The sequence below is a fragment of the Natrarchaeobaculum sulfurireducens genome, assembly GCF_003430825.1.
GTDB lineage: Archaea > Halobacteriota > Halobacteria > Halobacteriales > Natrialbaceae > Natrarchaeobaculum > Natrarchaeobaculum sulfurireducens.
Map to the genome: position 1 here is coordinate 2,312,076 of NZ_CP024047.1, position 17,175 is coordinate 2,329,250.

Consider the following 17,175-nt stretch of genomic DNA (forward strand, 5'->3'; position numbering starts at 1 on the left):
TGGCTCGTAACGATTCGCCGACTGATGGCCGCGATTCGAGTCGACGGGCTGTGTAAATCGTACGGAGCCGTTCGCGCGGTCGACGGGATGGACCTCACCGTCGACCGCGGAGAGCTGTTCGGGTTTCTTGGCCCCAACGGCGCCGGGAAAACGACCACGATCCGGGCGCTGACCGGACAGGTACGCCCCGACTCGGGAACGATTCGTGTCCTCGAGACCGATCCCACCGTCGACCCGCTCGAGACGCGCCGACGGGTTGGCATCCTTCCCGAGCGGGGATCGCCGCCGAGTTTCCTCACGCCGAGTGAGTACCTCGCGTTCGTCGGCCGGATTCGCGACCTCGAGCCGGACGTCGTCGCCGACCGAACCGAACGCTGGGCCGACCGTCTCGGCTTTCGGAGTAAACTCGAGACGCTGCATACGGACCTCTCGCGGGGCCAACAGCAGAAAGTGATGATCGCCCAGGCGTTCATCCACGAACCCGACGTCGTGTTGATCGACGAACCGCTCGCGAATCTCGATCCGCTCGTGCAAGAACAGGTCAAGCGGTTCCTCCTCGCGTACGCGGCCGACGACAACGCCATCTTCGTCTCGACGCACAACATCGACGTCGCCGAGGCGATCTGTAGCCGCGTCGGAATCGTCGCCGACGGCCGGCTCGTCGCCGAGCGCGTGCCAGAGGCGGACGACGAACCGCTGTTGGAAACGTTCCTCGAGTACGTCGGTGATGCCGACCCTCGAGATGTCCCCGCTCGAGACCGACTCGACCAATGACCGACCCGTTCGATCGGCGACGTCGTGTCGTCCGAACCGTTCTGGTCGTGCTCGCCCTCGAAGAGTGGCGCCTCCACACGCGCCTGTTCGGCGGGTGGCGCTTCGCCGCGTTCCCCGTCCTGATCGCCGGGCTCGCCATCGGCGCGACCGTTGCCCTGCTCGAGACCGGCACCGCCGCCGGGACGGTCGTTCTCGGATTGCACGCCCTCGCAGCCGGTTTCGGCCTCTACAGCGGGACAGCAGGCTTTGCGGGCTCCGATATGCTCGAGAACGTCTTCGGGCGACTGAGCCTTCTCCTCTCGACTGTAGAGACGCTGCCGCTCTCGCGGCGCTGGCTCCTCGGGGCGTTTCTGCTGAAAGACGCTGCGTTCTACGCGGTCGTCTTCGTCCTGCCGATGGCGACCGCGGCGATTCCGCTTGGCGGCTTCACAGCGGGAACGGTTCCGGCCGTCGGCGCGCTGTGGGGCTCGCTTTCGCTCGTGTTCGTCGCCGGGATGGCACTCACCGTCGCCGGAATCGCGCTCCGGACGCAGAGCGTTCCGGGGTGGGCCATCGTGAGTTCGATTGCCCTCGTCGCCGTTGCCGTCTGGATGGCCGGGGGCGGGAGTTCAGTCCGGTCGATGCTGGTCCCACTCGAGGCACCGCTGACGGTTGCCACAGGCCTGGTCGTCGCTACCGCCACGGTTGCCGTCGGCTCGCTCGTGCTCTACGACCCGACGTACGCCCGCCCTGACCGAACCGCGAGCGACCGCTTTGCGAACGTGGCTGACGCGCTGCCGCTCGAGCACGACGCGCTCGTCACGAAAACGTTGCTCGACCTCGCACGGTCGTCGGGCGGCGTCTGGAAGCCGTTCGTCTCCGCCGCCATTTTGCTCGCACTCGTCGCTGGGCTCGTCGGCGTCGTCCACGAGATCACCGGCATCGAACCCGCACCTGGGATCTTTTTCGGCGCCGTTCTCGGCCTCTCGGCGTTTACGACGTACAACTGGCTCACCCAGTTCGACTCGCTCGAGGACTACCTCGTCTACCCAGTCTCGGTCGAGCACGTCTTCCGGGCGAAACGAACCGCGTTCGTCGTCGTGGGCACGCCCGCCGTCTTCGTCCCCTATCTGGGTGCTGTCGTCTGGTTCGAGGCGACGGTCGTCGACGCCGCCGTCGGTGCACTCGTACTCGCCGGCTACGGACTCTACTACTACGGCCTGACCGTCTACGTCGCCGGTTTCGACCCCAACGAGTTCCTCTTCGATGCCGTCCGGTTCGGCGTGTTCACCCTCGGCGTGGCCGTCGCCGTCGTCCCGACGCTCGTCGCTGGCTTCGTCGTCGTCCCGCCGTCGACATCCCTCGCAGCCGTACTGGCCGCTGCGAGTCTCGCGTTCGGTACCGTCGGCTACGTCCTCTCGAGTCGGGCCGGCCCACGCTGGGACGTGCGGTATCGGACGCAGTGAGCCGGACGGGTCGATGAGCTGGGCAGGTCGCTCGAGTTCTGGCTACACGAACGGCTCACGCGCTGCGAGCAGGTAGATGCCGACGATCGTCGACACGAAGAGTGAGACGAGAGAGCCACCGAGGAGTCCGCCGACGGCGTTGATTCCCAACAGCACGTACGCCCCGATCCACGCCCACAGCCTGGTTACTACGAGTCCCCACGCCACCACGGCGTAGCTGCCGGCCCCGACACCAAGGAGCAACGCGGCGGCGAGTTCACCGCCGAACACCGCAACGAGCGCGCCGAGTATCTGTACCAGAGCGATAAGCCAGCCGACGAAGGCGAGGAGAACCACGCCAGCCGGCGGTCCATCGTCGCTGCGTCGGTCGTCAGTTTGTCTGTCGGACGACTCGTCCATCGAGCACACCCAGAATCGGTCCGGGCATAAACACTGGCGATCACGGCTCGACTCGAAAGCACCCATCAGTTGCAAGCCACACCGAAACCGTCCACTACGATGACACATGGTCTATGAAGGTCGTCTTCAAACCGGGCAACGCCTACGAAGAGATCGACTGTTTCGACTTCCGTGAGTACGACCACGGGATCGTCCTCCACGACGAGCAGGGGGACAACATCGGCTACGTCCCCTTCGAGATCCTGAGCCACATCGAACCCCACGAGGGTGAGCAAGTCCCGTTCGAGGGAGGCCAGCCGCCGGAACCGGCCTACGACGACGAGTGACGAACAGGGAGAGACGGCTTTCGAACCGATAGGACGATAGCACGGGCCAGACGAGTACCAGCTATCGCGAATGACTCGGACCCTTCTCGTCGCCGGAACCGCGAGTCACGTCGGTAAATCGACCATCGCCGCGGGGCTCTGTCGGCTGCTCGCAGACCGTGGCGTCTCAGTCGCCCCGTTTAAGGCCCAGAACATGAGCAACAACGCGCGCGTTGTTCTCCGGCCTGACGCCGACCTCGACGACACAGCACACGAGGCAGAGCCGGGCGGCGGTGACCGCTGGGGCGAGATCGGCGTCTCGCAGTTCGTCCAGGCTCGAGCGGCCCGCATGACGCCGACGACTGACTGTAACCCCGTATTGCTCAAGCCCCGTGGCGACGGCGAGAGCCAACTCGTCTTGGGTGGCCGTGCCGTCGATCATTTCACCGCGGGAACCTATTACGAGTCTCACTGGAAGCGAGCGCGTACGGCCGCCAAAGATTCGTTCGACCGGCTCGCAGCCGACCACGACGTCGTCGTCGCCGAAGGCGCGGGGAGCATCGGTGAGATCAACCTCCACGATCGGGATCTGGCGAACGTCGAGACGGCTCAGTTTGCCGACGCCGACGTCCTCCTGCTCGTCGACATCGAGCGCGGCGGCGCGTTCGCGAGCCTCTACGGAACGATCGAACTCGTTCCCGACGACCTGCGCGACCGGATCGTCGGCGCGCTCATCACCAAGTTCCGCGGCGATCCGTCACTGCTCGAGCCAGGCATCGAGGAGATCGAATCCCGGACGGGTGTTCCGATTCTCGGTGTAGTTCCGTACGCCGACCCCGGATTGCCCGAAGAGGACAGCGTCGGGCTCCCAGGGGCGGAAGAACGCGGCGTCCACGGCGGTGACGACGGCGTCCCCGACGACCGTCGACTGCGGATTGGCGTTCCTCGTCTCCCCCGAATCTCGAACGCCACCGATCTCGAGGCGCTGGCGAGCGAACCCGGCGTCTCGGTGATCTATCTCCCGGTCGATCCCGACTCGCCAGTGGACGAACGCGCGCTCGCGGACGTCGACGCCGTCGTGCTTCCGGGGACGAAGAACACGGTCGACGACCTGTTGGCGCTCCGGGCGGCCGGCTTCGCCGACGCACTCTACGCGTTCGACGGCCCCGTGGTCGGCCTCTGTGGCGGCTACCAGCTCCTCGGCGAACGGATCACCAACGCCGCACTCGAGGGGACGGGCACCGACGACGTCGTCGAGGGACTCGGCCTGCTCCCGGTCGAAACGCGGTTCGAACCCGACAAGCGACTCGAGCAGACCACAGTGTCGATAGACGGGAGCGCGACGCCGATTCTCGAGGGGGCGACTGGGACTGCTTCAGGCTACGAGATCCACGCTGGCCGGACCCGACCGCTGTCCGATGCCGACGTTCGTCAGCCGCTCGGCGACTCGAGCGCTGCCTGCGGCCGGGTGCTTGGAACCTACCTCCACGGTCTGTTCGACAACGACTCCGTCCGCGGGGCGTTTCTCGACAGCGTCGCAGCGACAGCGGGCGTCGACCGACCGCGTCCGAGTGAGTTCTCCGGCACCGACAATGACTCTGCATCGGGTTCGGCGTCTCTCGTCGGCGCAACGCCGTACGACCGCGCCGCAACGCTGGTCCGAGCGCACGTCGACCTCGAGAGTCTCGGCGAGCCGTTCGTCTGAGACGGGCTGTTAGAATTCGGTCCCGAAACTCGCTGTCCCGTCTGAACGATCGTCGATAAAACCGCACGACGAACGGGACGAAAGGGAGCCGGCAAGCGCCGACTCGAGTTAGCTGGGTTCTCCTCGGTAGGTCCCGAGCAACTCTTCGAGAATAATACACTCCTGATCGGTCGAATCGTAGTGGGTGTCGATGAACCGTTCTGCAGCCTCGTGGTTCCCGCGAAGACCGTGTTTGCGAACGGTGATGACGGCGTCGAGGAAGAAGGTGCCACCATCGGTACCCAGGGCCTTGGCGTGGTCTTCCTCGGTGATGTCGAGTTCGGTCTTGATCTCGTCGAAGTTGAACGTCTTGACGTCGTGATCTGGATCGATGAGGGTGAGTACGTACTCCGCAGAGAACCGATAGAACTCCGATTTGCTCTCGAACATACCGTCTTCGACGAGTGCGTCGATCTCTTCGACTACCTCGTCTGGGTACCTGACGGTATCTTTGGCCATGTGCTATAATAGACCACTCCTCGATAATCACTGTTTCGGGAACCTCTCAGGCGATAGGAACGTACGATGTGTTGGATAGTACGCCCCCGACACCGTTCAATCGACGATCGACCGACGGATGGGTTCGTCCGCAACCCGTCGCCAGATGAGCGTCCACACCCGTCCGTCGAAACGCAACTACCCACAAATTTATTATTTATCACGTAGAACGACCCAGACGCAATGGCAGACGCAGACGAAATCCGTGACCAGATGATCGAGGCGTTCGAGGGTGCTGACTATCCAATTTCGAGTCCAATGGACCTCGTGCCGGCACTTCCAGACGGCCCAGGGACCAAATTCGAGTCTGGTGAGTTCACCATGACTGCGATGGAACTGAACACGAAGACATCGGGTGGTGATTTCCCGTACGATGACGTCGAACCACTCGTCGACGACATCATCGGCGACCTCAAAGACCAGGGCGAATTGTAACGGACGACGCTGTTGTCGGCAGTGACGATTCCCAGTCGCACACGCCGAATCGACGCCCCATCGGGAGTCTGGTATGGCCCCCGTTTTTGCTTCCTGACGTCCGTCTAAACGTTCCAGCCGTCTCAACTATGACGTGCGTGAACAGGTTCGGATCATCGGGTTTTATTTCATTCCGTAATATCGTCAAAGACGAGCTTTCGTCCCACAGAAACGACATTCGGGCCGACCCGCTCGACACGTATGATTGGTGAAACGAGTGCGAACCTGATCGGTATCGTGACGGATACCGGACCGAGCCGCCTCCACGACCGACTCGAGTCGGAGACATCGGCTACGGTCCGATCGATCCCGTGCTCGGAACTCGAGGCCATCCTCTCGGAACGGTCGCCGGACGCAGTCATCGTCGAACTCGACCGTGCTGAGGCGGTTTGTAAGTGCCTCGAGCGCGTGCGGGTGGCGACGGACGCGCCCGCGGTCGTCGCACCACCGACCGGTGGCGAACCGATCGCGGCGGCGGCGCTCCGGGGCGGGGCGACCGAGTACGCGCCACTGGACCGGGACGGGTCGATCGAACGAATCCGACAGGTAATCGAGTCGGATGAACAGACAGCGACCAGTGACGACGAGTGGTCTTACCACCGGCTGCTCACGACCGAACTCCCCGACGAGGCGTTCCTCCTCGACGAAACCGGAACCTACCGCGACGCAAAAGTGCGACCGGAGTCCGGAGATCTGTACACGGTCACCGCAGACGAACTGACGGGCAATCGGTTAGAAGACATCTTTCCTGACGACGTCGCTCGTCGACTCCAGGCCTGTCTGGAACGGGCGATCGAGACGGACCGGGTACAGACGATCGAGTACGAGGCGATGACGACCGAGGGGATACGCCAGTTCGATGCCCGAGTGGTCCCCGCAGAGGAGCGAATCGAGGGCCGACGTGTCGTCATCTGGCTCGCACGGGACGTCACCGAACGGGCCAGACGAGAACAACGGCTCCGTTCCCGGCAGGCCGAACTCGAGACGCTCAACCGTATCAACGCGGTTAGCCGACGGGTGATCGAGACGCTGGTAGAGGTACCCGGACAGAACCGCCTCGAGCAGGAAGTGTGTGAGCGACTCGTCGACTCGGAGCTGTACTGTGGCTCCTGGATCGCCGGACTCGGGCCGGACGACGAACTGCGCTATCGAACCGGTGCCGGCGACGCCGAGGCTTACCTCGAGTGCGTCCAAACCATCATTGGCGAACACGAGACGCCGGCCGCCGAGGCGGCTCGCTCCAGCGATGTCGAGACGGCGACGAACGTCCTCGAGACGGAAACGCTTCCGGAGCCGCTGCAGGAAGCTGCCCGCAAGGACAGCGTTGGGGCCGTTGTCGCCGTCCCCATCGCGCACGAAGCCGCGACGTACGGTATCCTCTCCGTTCTCTCGGATCGTGAGAACGCGTTCAGCGAAACGGAACGGTCGGCGTTCGAACTGCTGGGCGAGACGATGGGGTTTACGATCATGGCGATCAAGAACCGCCAGCTTCTGTTTTCTGACTCGATCGTCGAACTCGAGTTCCGGATCGACGGTGGCGACACGTTCTCGTTCGATCTCACCGAGAGCTACGACTGCACCTGCTCGTTCGAGTGGAACGGTACGACTGCCGGTGGGCGAACCTACCAGTACGTGACGATCGATGGGCTCGGCGGCGAGACGGTTCTCGAGGAGGCGACCGCACACGACTCCGTCGAGGAGTGTCGGCTCATCCACGACGGTCCCGAGCAGTGTACGATCGAGATGTGCCTGTCCGAGTCCGGCGTTCGCATCCTCACCAATCACGGGGTCACGATCCGTGACGTCACCGTCGAGAACGGCATCGGTACCTGCCTCGTCGAAGTGCCACAGGACGCAAACGTTCGAGCGGTCGCAGACGCCCTCGAAAGCATCTACGAGAACACGGAACTCGTGGCTCGACGAACGGTCGACCGCCCGGTCCGGACGGCAGCCGAACGCCGGAACCGGATCCTCGACGGGCTCACGGATCGACAACTCACGACGCTGCGGCTCGCGTACTATGGTGGGTTCTTCGAGTGGCCTCGCGAGAGCACCGGCGAGGAGATCGCCGAGGCCATGGACGTCACCCCGCCGACGATGCACCAGCACTTGCGGAAGGGGCTCGAGACGATTCTTCGCGAATTTTTCGATACCGACAGCAGTCGAGTCCAGTGAGCTATCCGGGGCCCGTGGATCCGCCTCGAGTCGGTGATTCTCGGTCCGACCCCTCACTTTCCCATCCGGACGACGGTCGAAGTCGCGATTCGTCCGGTGCCATACCGCGTGAACGGACCACACGAGCGCACTCGCTTTCGATACGTATCTCGAACCCACGCGGGAGTGTCTCGGGGTCGACGCGTGTGAGCAGCAACAGATCAGTCTCGTCGACCGCCACGAGCAATCGGACCGGATCGTGCCCATCGTGCTGGCTGAGACACCTGCGCCAGCGTTCTGATTTCGTCTTTCGACGAACCTGCCAGTCAGTGTAGTATCGACCGTCGGACCCCGCAAAGAGGGCCTCGACGACGTCCGCTATGACAACCATTCCATCACCTGTGATCGCTCGAATCCTGAGGGGGCTCGAGCGCCTGCTCCGTCCATTCCCATCGGATTCGACCGCCCGGTGGGCCATCGTCGCTCGGGTTAATATCGGCGACCTTTAAGAGATCGTGACTCTCTGCGGATCGTGACTGCTCGTCCGGAAAGGCTCGTCGAACGGACCGCAAATCGTATTCGATATAGTAACAACAGCACCGAGTCACACACTGATCGCCGATCCGTCTGGCAATCAGGTACGCACTGACGTGCAGCGGCTACTATAGGTCGTGATAGTAGCGCTACTCACGGTGCCGAGAAAACGGATCGAGCAGGTGGTCCCAGTCGTCGTACCTGACGGTGGAATCGCTACTCGGTAGCTTCGTCGTCTTCGTCGCCGCGGGCGAAGCTCGTCTGTGCCTCGCCACTCTCCTCGGCGGCACCCGCGTTGGGGCCTTCGATGAGCGACTCGAAGTCGTCGACCTCGTCGTACTGGTCCTGATAGACAAGGGCGGCCTTTCCGAGCGAAGAAATTTCGTAGAGACCGGAGCGCTCGGCTGGCCCGATCTTTCGAACGAGGCCGTAATCCTCGAGGACGGGCAGTCTCGTGTTGATGTTTTTCCGGCTCTTGCCCGTGTGGGCCGCCAGGTTCGTTGCGACGTTTCGCCCCTTGTCCTCGAGGGCCTCGAGGATCAGGAAATCAGTAGGTTGGCGGAGCTTCACTATTGGTCACTCTCGTACCGGACCTATATTTCCAGTGGTAACTAAGACTTTCGGCCGATCCCGCCCTGTAGTTGGCGGTACCATCCAGTGGTGGTCTGACTCGGGCGTCGACGGAGACTCTCCGATGAGTCACTCGAGGTGGTCGACGCCATCCGAGCCAAGCCATCGCAGGAACGCCGTCACGTCCTCCGGGGACCGAACCTGCACGGACGCATCGGTCGAGCGGTCGGTTCCGACTCGAACGCCGATTCCTTCGGGTTCGACCGCACGAAACGCGGACTCGTCGGTGACGTCGTCGCCCACGTAAACGGGGATGGTGTCCCGTGGAAGGTCAGCGGCGATCAACTCGACGGCGTCACCCTTTCCCCACTGAATCGACGGCCCGATCTCGAGGATGCACTTGCCGGACGACAGCTCGAGGTCGTCGCCGGCGATCCACTCGACGATCTCGCGTGTGGTCCGACGGACGACCGGTCGACTCGCCGCGGGGACGGACCTGAGATGAACCGTCCCCGTGAGCCGTTTGTTCTCGATACGAACGTTCGGGACGGGCTCGAGGACCGTCTCGAGGACTGCACAGACGGTGTCGAGACGGTCGGCTCGTTTCCTGGCGATCGGGTGAACCGCCAGCGAGCCGTTTCGGGCGAGTTCGAGGCCGTGGTTACCGGCGTAGATGCTCGGCGTGTCGATCCGACCACGAACGTCGGCCAACGCACGGCCGCTGACGATGGCTGTCGTCACTGCGGGGTCGGCGGCGAGTCCCTCGAGGGCCTGTTCCGCCTTCGTGAGTGGCGTCGCCTCGTCCGGGTTCTCGACGATCGGTGCGAGCGTCCCGTCGAAGTCGAGACACGCGAGCAGGTGTGAACCCCCCTCGAGCGTCGATTTGAGCGCTGGATGGTCGTCCTCGAGCGGACGGGGCAACGGATCGGTCTGGCTCGTGTTCATACCGGTGACGGTCGTTCGCGTGGATCGCTGTCGGAATCGTGGTCGGTCGAGGCCCCACGTTCGTCGGCGTGGACGCGTCGAATCCAGTCGAACTGCGTCGCCATCCACTGCTCGAGGTCGGCGTCGAAGACGCGGCTTCGAAGGGTGTTGATCCGTCGCTGGCGTTCGTGTCGGGGCATCGATACGGCTCGCTCGAGCTGATCGGCGATCCCGTCGACGTCGCTCGGGTCGATCGTCAACGCGTGTGGCCCGAGCAGTTCGTGGACGCCCGTTCGATCGCTCAGGACCAAGACGCCCTCGCCGTCGACCTGTGAGGCGACGTACTCCTGGGCGACCAGGTTCATCCCGTCAAGCAGCGGGCTCACGACCATCACGTCCGCACGGCGATAGAGCCGACAGAGCCGGTCGCGATCGAGGTAGGCTTCAGTGTAAACGATCGGTTGCCAGTCGTCCGTCTCGAACCGGCTGTTGATGCGTTCGACTTCGCTTCGGACGAGTTCGCCGTACCGTTCGTAGGCGGGAATGTCGGTCCGCGACGGCGACGTCTTCTGGACGAAGGTGAACTCGCCACGCCAGCCCGGGTTCCGTTCGAAGAAGCGTTCGACGGCGGCCAGTCGCTCCGGGATTCCCTTCGAGTAATCGAGCCGGTCGACCCCGAGTCCGACGACGGTTTCGGGGCCGACGCCCAGTTCGGAACGGACCGACTCCGCGGTCGGGTCCGCTGTCCGTGCGTCTCGATCGTAGGCCTCGGCATCGATTCCCATCGGCGTCGAGACGACGCGCGTCGTCGAACCCGCGTAGTCGACGGTCCGACTGACGTGATCGACCGCCGCGTCCGGGAGGTACCGATCGACACACTCGAGGAACTGTGCGACGTACCGATCGACGTGGAAGGCGAGCAGGTCGTTTCCACACAGCCCCTCGAGCAGTCGATCGCCGGCTGGACACTGCCTGAACGTTTCCGGCGTCGGCCACGGGACGTGCCAGAACTGGGCCACGGTCACCGACGCTGGCGTCGACTCCTGGACTATCCGTGGAGCGAGCGCGAAGTGGTAGTCCTGGATCCAGACGATCGACTCGTCCGTTGCGTGCTCGACGACCGCGTCGGCGAACAGTTCGTTGACCGTTCGGTACCACTCGTAGTCGTTCGAACGGTGCTCGACGAGGGTCGGAAACTCGTGACAGAGCGGCCAGAGGACGCGGTTGCTGAATCCGTAGTAGTAAGCGTCGACGGCCTCCTCGGAGAGGTCGATCCGGCGGAGGGTGTACGACTCGTCACCGGGTGGGACGGCGACGCAGTTGTCGTCATCGACCGCCTCGAAGTCGGCCTCGCCGTCACCCCAGGCGATCCAGGTTCCGTTCGCTTCCTGGACGACCGGGTCGAGACCGGCGGTCAGCCCACCGGTCGGTTCGTCGACCGTCAGAGACCGCTGTCGGCCCGCCATCACCCCATCCTCGTCGATCGCCGTCTCCTTGCCGTCGGTCGTCGATCCAGTGCCGTCAGTCATCGTCTTATCGTCACCTGCCCACGTCGTGTCCGCGCGGTCGCTTGCGTACTCGTGGCGGTACGGTTGCCGGTTCGAGACGACGATCAACGAGCCAGGACAGCTGGTGGCGCTGTCGGTCGAATCCTCGGTTGCTCGGCCGCACCCGTCGGCTCGTAACTGGTACGTACTCGAGTCTGTCGGCGACAGTCGCTCCTCGGGAGTTCGCATTCGCTCCGAGTAACAGGCCGCCGACGGGTTGGTTCACGGCCTGCATCCGCATGGAGATCATATCTGCGCAGGCTATCTAGGCCGTCGTGAAGCGCTACTCTCTGGCGATAGCGCTTCCCTACCGACACCAGAGCCGAGGTATAAATCGACAGCGCCTGCGACGGTCAGTAGTAATAGAGCTCGAGTTCGTGGCCGCAGTTTCGACAGCTGGTTTCGGTGCCCTGGAGGCGGTTCGTGTCGTCGCTCGGTGAGGTGGCGTCGGAATCAACGATACCGGGGCCTGGCGGGAGGAACGTGTCGACCGTGGCGTTACACGCCGGACAGCCGATGTTCATGGCGGAGCGGTTCGATCTGGACATGTCGAAGGCGTATTCGACGTCCCCCGATAGTTATACCAGTCGTACCACATCGTTTCGATCGCTTTCCGACGGTTCGACGCCAGAACGCAGTCGTTTCTCGATTCCGACGGCGAGCCGACGATTCATTGAGGTCGCCTATACGGCCTCGAGCGGCCCCGTATCTCCAGTTCACGCTCTCTCCCGGGGTCGCCGGCAACGGCAGGGCCTGGAGGTATCCTCGTCACTCTCCAACGGCTGGACATGTATCAGAACCTCCTGCTCGGGACTGACAATAGCGACGGTGCGCGACGGGCCACCGACCACGCGATCGCACTCGCCGACCGACTCGGCGCGACCCTGCACATCGTCTCGGTCGCCGAAGAGGGGCCGTTCAGCGCCGAAAAACGCGATGAGATGCGCACAGATCTCGAGGGTGAAGCGGCCGATGCGATCGAAGAGGCAGCACGCGCCGCACGTGAGGCCGACCTCGAGGTTACCACGACGGTGCTCGAGGGGGTCGCCCAGGAGGAGATCGTCGCGTTCGCGACGGAGAACCCGGTCGACATGATCGTGATCGGGACGAGCGGCCGGAGCGGACTCGATCACCTCGTCCTCGGCAGCGTCGCCGAAGAGGTGGTTCGAAACGCCCCTATTCCGGTCGTCACGGTTCGAGTTGAAGCCTAACGCGGCTGACAATCCATTCCTCGAACTCGGTCATCGGGCGGGCCGTCGTCGCGCCACTGACAGTCGGCATTCGATCGGCCGAGTTGGCTCGTAAGCCAGTGTTACTCGAGGATACGGTATCGATAATTTTCCCGACACTCGGTGTACCGGATTCCGTGGCCGATTACCCGGATGGCTCAGGCGACCGACGCCGCGACGTGGGTCCGAAGCGTGGTTCCTCGCGACCAGCGCGGGGGTCCAGACAGCACCCGCGAGCGGTTTCGAACGCACGGGATCGGCCGGAAACGGGGGTCGAGCGATGAGCGACCGTGCTACGACGGCAGTCGGCGACGTCAGCCGCGTCCTCGTCGTCGGCGACAGCTCGCGGATCGACGGACCGATAGACGCCCTCGAGACCGCGTTCGAGCCAGGGGCGGTGTTCCACGTCCGAACCGTGGCAGCTGCGCTCGACTGGCTCGAGGACGTCGAGGCCGAGTGCGTCGTCTGTGAGTTCGATCCGACCGGTGACGCCCCGTCGGTCGACACACTCGCCGCCGCGCTCGAGGACGTCCCGATCGTTGCCCTCACCGATCCCGGGGACGCCGACCGGGCGCTCGAAGCAGGGGCCGTCGACGTGGTCGACCCGAACGAGTCGGCTCGCGTCGTCGCGACCAGGGTACGAAACGCCGCTCGCCACGCGAGCGCCGCCGACGTCGAGAGCGCTCGATACCGCACGATCCTCGAGCACACCGACGCGGTCGTCTGCGTCCTCGAACCCGATGGGACGATCACGGATGCGAACGCTGCGGTCGACCGACGCATTGGGTACACTCCGGTCGAACTCGAGGGCACCGACCTCTCGAGGCTCGCCCATCCCGACGATCGGGCGGCAGTTCGCGAGACGATCGCCGACGTCTCGTCGGGGGCCGTTGGTTCGAACGACCGCCTCACACTCCGATTCGGGCGAGCCGACGGCACGTGGATCGTCGCCGACCTGGCGCTGCTCAACCGGCTCGAGGACCCGGTGATCGACGGTGTGGTGGCGACGATCACCGACGCGGTCGCCCGAAGCCCCACAGACGCGCCACCGGCCCCTGGAATCGACCGGCTCGACGAGCCGGCGTTCACCCTCGGTCCCGATTGGGAACTTCGCTACGCCAACGAGGCGGCGACGCGACTGTTCGATGGGAACCCGGAGCCGGGTGCGGTCGTCTGGGAGCAGCTTACAGATCCGGTTCGGTCTACGCTGTACGATCGGCTCCGTGAGGCCAGCGCGTCGGAGTCGGTCATCAGATTCGGCCTCTCAGACCCGGTCACCGACGACGACCTCGAACTCACTGCCTCACCAGATGAGACGGGACTCACCGTCCTGGCTCGTTCCGTCTCGTCGGATGAGACGGCCGCTCACGAGACGCTCGTCGGCGGCGACCGCGAGCGACTCGAGGTGCTCGAGTCCGCAGTCGACGCACTCGACGACGGCGTGGTGGTCCTCGATGGGGAGACGGTTCGGCTCGCGAACGCGACGCTCTCGAGGTGGGCTGGTGGCGAACCGCTGGTCGGGCTGACAGTCGACACGTTGTTCGCCGACGACCTCGCCGAGACCGTTCGAGAGCGTTCCCGGTCGACGGTCGTCCGGTGGATGGAACCGGTCAGCGGCGACCTCGCGGTCGGAGCCGAACCGCGAGCCGTCGACGTCTTCGTCGTCCCGCTCCCGCAGGCGAAGCTGACGCTCTGTGTCGTCCGTGATCGCCGTCGCTCCGCTGCAGCCGCACTCTCGGCGGTCCGAGCGACGACCGCCGACCTTCGACGGGCCCCGTCGCGGCCAGCCGCCCGACGATCGGCCGTCGATGGCATCCGGGAATGTCTCGACGCCGAGTTCGTCGGCTGGTACACCGTCGATGAGGGCCTGCTCAGCCCCGCCGCCGTCGCAAGCGATGAGGCAATCGCCGACGGCGAGCCGAGATCCCTCGAGTACGACGACGCCGGACTGTCGGATCTGCTCGAGCGGGAGGCGATCAGCGCCGTCGATCGGCCGGCGCTCGTTCCCGTCCTCGAGCGCGCAGGCATCCAGGCCGAACGCGTGGTCGCGGTTCCGGTGGGTGACGGAGCCATCGTGCTCACGGCCAGCAGCGAGCCGCTGCCCCCCAATCGGCTCGAGCTAACGTCGGTCGAGACGATCGCGACGGTGGCGACACTCAGGCTCGAGGAACTCGGGACGCGACGACGCGTGCGCGAGTGTCGGCGCCACCTCTCGCGCGCGGAGACGGATGCGTCGACGGCAGCCCGACTACAAACGATCGAACGGGAACTACTGGCGGCTGAAACCCGCGACGCCGTCGAACAGCGACTCTGTGCGGGCATCAGGTCGCTCGAGGGAGAGGCGACCGACGCGATCGACCTCGTCTGGGTTGGGGGTATCGACGCGGGGATAGAGATGATCGATCCGCGCACGTGGGACGGCGACGACGGAGCCATCCTCGAATCGGCGTCGATACCGGTCGACGACACGGGGGTCGATCCGACGGGACGGGCAGCGGCCAGTCGAGATATCGTCGTCGTCGAGGATCTCGAGGCATCCCTCCGTGACGCACCGACACTCGAGACACCCGAGTTCGACGATGGGGCGACACTCGAGGACGACGAGCGGACGGCGTGGACCCAGACCCTCCTGACGCGTGGCGTGCGATCGGTTCTGGCCGTTCCCATCGAATACGAGGGGTTCCAGTACGGCGTCCTCACCGCGTATGCGACCCGGTACGGGGCGTTCGACGACCGAACGCGTCGGGCCACCGAACAGCTGGCAACGGTCGCTGGCCACGCGCTCGGCTCGCTCCAGCGAAAACGGGCGCTGCTCGCCGACGCCTGGAGCGAACTCGAACTCGCCTTTCGGGACGAGACGGAACCGCTTTCTGCGGCCGTACGCAGGCTCGACCGCCGACTCGACGTCAGGTCCGTCGTTCCGCGATCCTCGGGTGGTTCGACAGTCTACTGTGCAGTTGCCGACGTGGGGACTGTCGACGTCGAAGCAACCCTCGAGGACGTCGACGGCGTCGGTGCCGTCCGACAGGTCGGCGAAGCGACCAACGGGACGCCCGTCGAACTCGTCCTCGCGGAGACAAGCGTTGCGGGAACCATCGCGGACCACGGCGGCCGGGTTCGTTCGGTCCGCCCGGTGGCCGACCACACCAAGCTCGTCGTCGACCTGCCGAGCAACGTCGGCGTCCGGCCGTTCGTCCGCGCGCTCGAGCGTGTCTATCCGGGGACAGAACTGCTCGCTCGCCGCGAAGAAGAACGAACCGACCGGTCGACGCGGCCGTTCGACACGGAACTCCGCGAGCGACTCTCCGACCGACAGCTTCGAACCCTCGAGACGGCCTACTATAGCGGCTTCTTCGAGTGGCCACGCGAGAGCACCGGCGAAGACGTCGCCGAATCGCTCGGCGTCTCCCAGCCGACGTTCAGCCGGCACTTCCGGACTGCACAGCGAAAGCTATTCGAACTGCTGTTCGACAACGGCCAGGAGTGACTCTCTCGGTCGCGAACGCACCGGCTGCCGGCGTACGCGGCGGTCAGGGAAAATTCGCGTCTTTCGATCGCGAGTAGTGTGCGTCTCCTCACCTACCGGCGGGATACCAATCCGTTCTCGAGGACACCGCTCACGTCCGATCGAAGTGGAAGAAACACATCAAGAAGGGAGATTGTACTGAAACAGAGTATCGGTAATACGGTGTTTATTCCAGTAACAGACGTTCAGCAGGAAAGACGGATGAATAGGTATTGACGACAACGATCCGAGCGGTTCCGTATATAGCTCCTACGACCATGTAGCCGCGGTCGAATCTGAGACGTAATGAGCGCGTACCCGGTAAGGAGTTCTTACAGTTGTCGTCCACCCGGACGGCGGAGTGACACGTGAGCATCGACGTCGTCGACCTCGAGAGCGACCGGTCCGTTCTCAGGTCCCAGGCCGACGGTGGGGTCGTTGCACAGCTGCGACTCGACCATCCGGATCTCGTCCTCCGACCGACCCTGCGTCGTGTCTCCGACGTAAGCGTCGAACCGGAGTACTGGACGACCCTCGAGACGGGCCGTACCCTCCTGTTCGTCACCGTTTTCGCCGACGTCTTCGACGGCTTCGAGACGGCACTCGAGACCGACCCGACCGTGGTCGACCCCGTTCTGGTCGACCGGTACCCTGACCGGCGGGTCTACCGCGTCGCCCTCGCCGACCGGGCGAAACGCTTCGCCGCTGGAACCGCCGAGGTCGGGGGGCGACTGCTCGAGATCACGAGTTCGCGCGACGGGTGGCTGGTCCAGCTCCAGTTCCCGAATCGGGACGCACTCGTCGCGTTCAACGAGCACTGTCGCGGTCGAGACGTCTCGATCGCGGTCGAACACCTCCGTGTCTCCGACGACGGCGACGACGGCGTCGTTGCACTTACAGAAAAACAACAGGAACTGCTCGCGGTTGCCCACGAAGAGGGGTATTTCGACGTCCCTCGTGGCATCTCTCAGGACGAACTCGCCGAGCGACTCGGCGTCTCGAAGTCGGCCGTCTCTCAGCGGCTCCGGCGAGCAATCGGCGAACTCTGCGACGCAACGCTCGCTCGATAGCGG

General features: G+C 64.5%; 15 protein-coding genes. 9 read left to right on the forward strand and 6 right to left on the reverse strand.

Annotated elements, in window-relative coordinates; translation table 11 throughout:
• Positions 1-24 precede the first annotated feature (24 nt).
• Together AArc1_RS12535 and AArc1_RS12540 are read left to right on the forward strand one after the other, a co-directional pair.
• Positions 25-774, forward strand: coding sequence for an ABC transporter ATP-binding protein (locus AArc1_RS12535; protein ID WP_117364690.1), 750 nt, complete (start codon positions 25-27; stop codon positions 772-774).
• Positions 771-2,219 (forward strand): hypothetical protein, encoded by a 1,449-nt coding sequence (locus tag AArc1_RS12540; protein WP_117364691.1) that lies wholly within the window; start codon positions 771-773, stop codon positions 2,217-2,219. The genes AArc1_RS12535 and AArc1_RS12540 overlap by 4 nt, the downstream gene beginning before the upstream one ends.
• A gap of 42 nt (positions 2,220-2,261) precedes the next feature.
• On the opposite strand, the gene AArc1_RS12545 is transcribed toward AArc1_RS12540, so the two are convergent.
• Entirely contained in the window at positions 2,262-2,618 is a 357-nt protein-coding gene (locus tag AArc1_RS12545; RefSeq protein WP_117364692.1) for a hypothetical protein, read from the reverse strand.
• A gap of 113 nt (positions 2,619-2,731) precedes the next feature.
• Between AArc1_RS12545 and AArc1_RS12550 the strand changes: the two genes are divergently transcribed.
• Entirely contained in the window at positions 2,732-2,944 is a 213-nt protein-coding gene (locus AArc1_RS12550; protein WP_117364693.1) for a hypothetical protein, read from the forward strand.
• Between the two features lie 70 nt (positions 2,945-3,014).
• On the forward strand, positions 3,015-4,628 hold the full coding sequence (locus AArc1_RS12555; protein ID WP_117364694.1) for a cobyric acid synthase: 1,614 nt from the start codon (positions 3,015-3,017) through the stop codon (positions 4,626-4,628).
• Positions 4,629-4,736: 108 nt separating this feature from the next.
• Here AArc1_RS12555 and AArc1_RS12560 read toward each other — a convergent pair whose 3' ends face one another.
• Positions 4,737-5,126, reverse strand: coding sequence for a ribbon-helix-helix domain-containing protein (locus AArc1_RS12560; protein WP_117364695.1), 390 nt, complete (start codon positions 5,124-5,126; stop codon positions 4,737-4,739).
• Between the two features lie 222 nt (positions 5,127-5,348).
• Here AArc1_RS12560 and AArc1_RS12565 point away from each other — a divergent pair, with 222 nt between their 5' ends.
• The gene (locus AArc1_RS12565; RefSeq protein WP_117364696.1) at positions 5,349-5,600 is read left to right on the forward strand and encodes an MTH865 family protein; all 252 of its coding nucleotides are present in this window, start codon (positions 5,349-5,351) and stop codon (positions 5,598-5,600) included.
• Between the two features lie 240 nt (positions 5,601-5,840).
• A complete protein-coding gene (locus AArc1_RS12570; protein ID WP_117364697.1) occupies positions 5,841-7,814 on the forward strand; it encodes a bacterio-opsin activator domain-containing protein in 1,974 nt (657 codons plus the stop codon).
• A 729-nt stretch (positions 7,815-8,543) separates the two neighbouring features.
• On the opposite strand, the gene AArc1_RS12580 is transcribed toward AArc1_RS12570, so the two are convergent.
• From AArc1_RS12580 to AArc1_RS19090, 4 genes are all read right to left on the reverse strand, one after another.
• Positions 8,544-8,897: a winged helix-turn-helix domain-containing protein gene (locus AArc1_RS12580; protein ID WP_117364698.1), complete on the reverse strand. Its 354-nt coding sequence runs from the start codon at positions 8,895-8,897 to the stop codon at positions 8,544-8,546.
• 129 nt (positions 8,898-9,026) lie between these two features.
• Positions 9,027-9,842, reverse strand: coding sequence for a trehalose-phosphatase (gene otsB / locus AArc1_RS12585; protein WP_117364699.1), 816 nt, complete (start codon positions 9,840-9,842; stop codon positions 9,027-9,029).
• Positions 9,839-11,557, reverse strand: a complete 1,719-nt coding sequence (locus AArc1_RS12590; RefSeq protein ID WP_117364700.1) for an alpha,alpha-trehalose-phosphate synthase (UDP-forming) — start codon at positions 11,555-11,557, stop codon at positions 9,839-9,841. The genes otsB and AArc1_RS12590 overlap by 4 nt, the downstream gene beginning before the upstream one ends.
• A 164-nt stretch (positions 11,558-11,721) precedes the next feature.
• Positions 11,722-11,916: a hypothetical protein gene (locus tag AArc1_RS19090; protein ID WP_133412228.1), complete on the reverse strand. Its 195-nt coding sequence runs from the start codon at positions 11,914-11,916 to the stop codon at positions 11,722-11,724.
• A gap of 240 nt (positions 11,917-12,156) precedes the next feature.
• Between AArc1_RS19090 and AArc1_RS12595 the strand changes: the two genes are divergently transcribed.
• The 3 genes from AArc1_RS12595 to AArc1_RS12605 all read left to right on the forward strand — a co-directional run bounded on the left by AArc1_RS12595 (position 12,157) and on the right by AArc1_RS12605 (position 17,172).
• A complete protein-coding gene (locus AArc1_RS12595; RefSeq protein ID WP_117364701.1) occupies positions 12,157-12,579 on the forward strand; it encodes a universal stress protein in 423 nt (140 codons plus the stop codon).
• Between the two features lie 298 nt (positions 12,580-12,877).
• Complete coding sequence (locus AArc1_RS12600; protein WP_117364702.1) at positions 12,878-16,084, forward strand: bacterio-opsin activator domain-containing protein; 3,207 nt, start codon at positions 12,878-12,880, stop codon at positions 16,082-16,084.
• A 386-nt stretch (positions 16,085-16,470) separates the two neighbouring features.
• Positions 16,471-17,172, forward strand: a complete 702-nt coding sequence (locus AArc1_RS12605) for a helix-turn-helix domain-containing protein (RefSeq protein WP_117364703.1) — start codon at positions 16,471-16,473, stop codon at positions 17,170-17,172.
• Positions 17,173-17,175: the final 3 nt, after the last annotated feature.

Bases quoted from the DNA above. Each gene is read 5' to 3' on its own strand.
- AArc1_RS12550 (WP_117364693.1), top strand. From the start codon at position 2,732: ATGAAGGTCGTCTTCAAACCGGGCAACGCCTACGAAGAGATCGACTGT.
- AArc1_RS12600 (WP_117364702.1), top strand. From the start codon at position 12,878: ATGAGCGACCGTGCTACGACGGCAGTCGGCGACGTCAGCCGCGTCCTC.
- AArc1_RS12565 (WP_117364696.1), top strand. From the start codon at position 5,349: ATGGCAGACGCAGACGAAATCCGTGACCAGATGATCGAGGCGTTCGAG.
- AArc1_RS12595 (WP_117364701.1), top strand. From the start codon at position 12,157: ATGTATCAGAACCTCCTGCTCGGGACTGACAATAGCGACGGTGCGCGA.
- AArc1_RS12540 (WP_117364691.1), top strand. From the start codon at position 771: ATGACCGACCCGTTCGATCGGCGACGTCGTGTCGTCCGAACCGTTCTG.
- AArc1_RS12555 (WP_117364694.1), top strand. From the start codon at position 3,015: ATGACTCGGACCCTTCTCGTCGCCGGAACCGCGAGTCACGTCGGTAAA.
- AArc1_RS12590 (WP_117364700.1), bottom strand. From the start codon at position 11,557: ATGCGAACTCCCGAGGAGCGACTGTCGCCGACAGACTCGAGTACGTAC.
- AArc1_RS12535 (WP_117364690.1), top strand. From the start codon at position 25: ATGGCCGCGATTCGAGTCGACGGGCTGTGTAAATCGTACGGAGCCGTT.
- AArc1_RS12570 (WP_117364697.1), top strand. From the start codon at position 5,841: ATGATTGGTGAAACGAGTGCGAACCTGATCGGTATCGTGACGGATACC.
- otsB (WP_117364699.1), bottom strand. From the start codon at position 9,842: ATGAACACGAGCCAGACCGATCCGTTGCCCCGTCCGCTCGAGGACGAC.
- AArc1_RS12560 (WP_117364695.1), bottom strand. From the start codon at position 5,126: ATGGCCAAAGATACCGTCAGGTACCCAGACGAGGTAGTCGAAGAGATC.
- AArc1_RS19090 (WP_133412228.1), bottom strand. From the start codon at position 11,916: ATGTCCAGATCGAACCGCTCCGCCATGAACATCGGCTGTCCGGCGTGT.
- AArc1_RS12545 (WP_117364692.1), bottom strand. From the start codon at position 2,618: ATGGACGAGTCGTCCGACAGACAAACTGACGACCGACGCAGCGACGAT.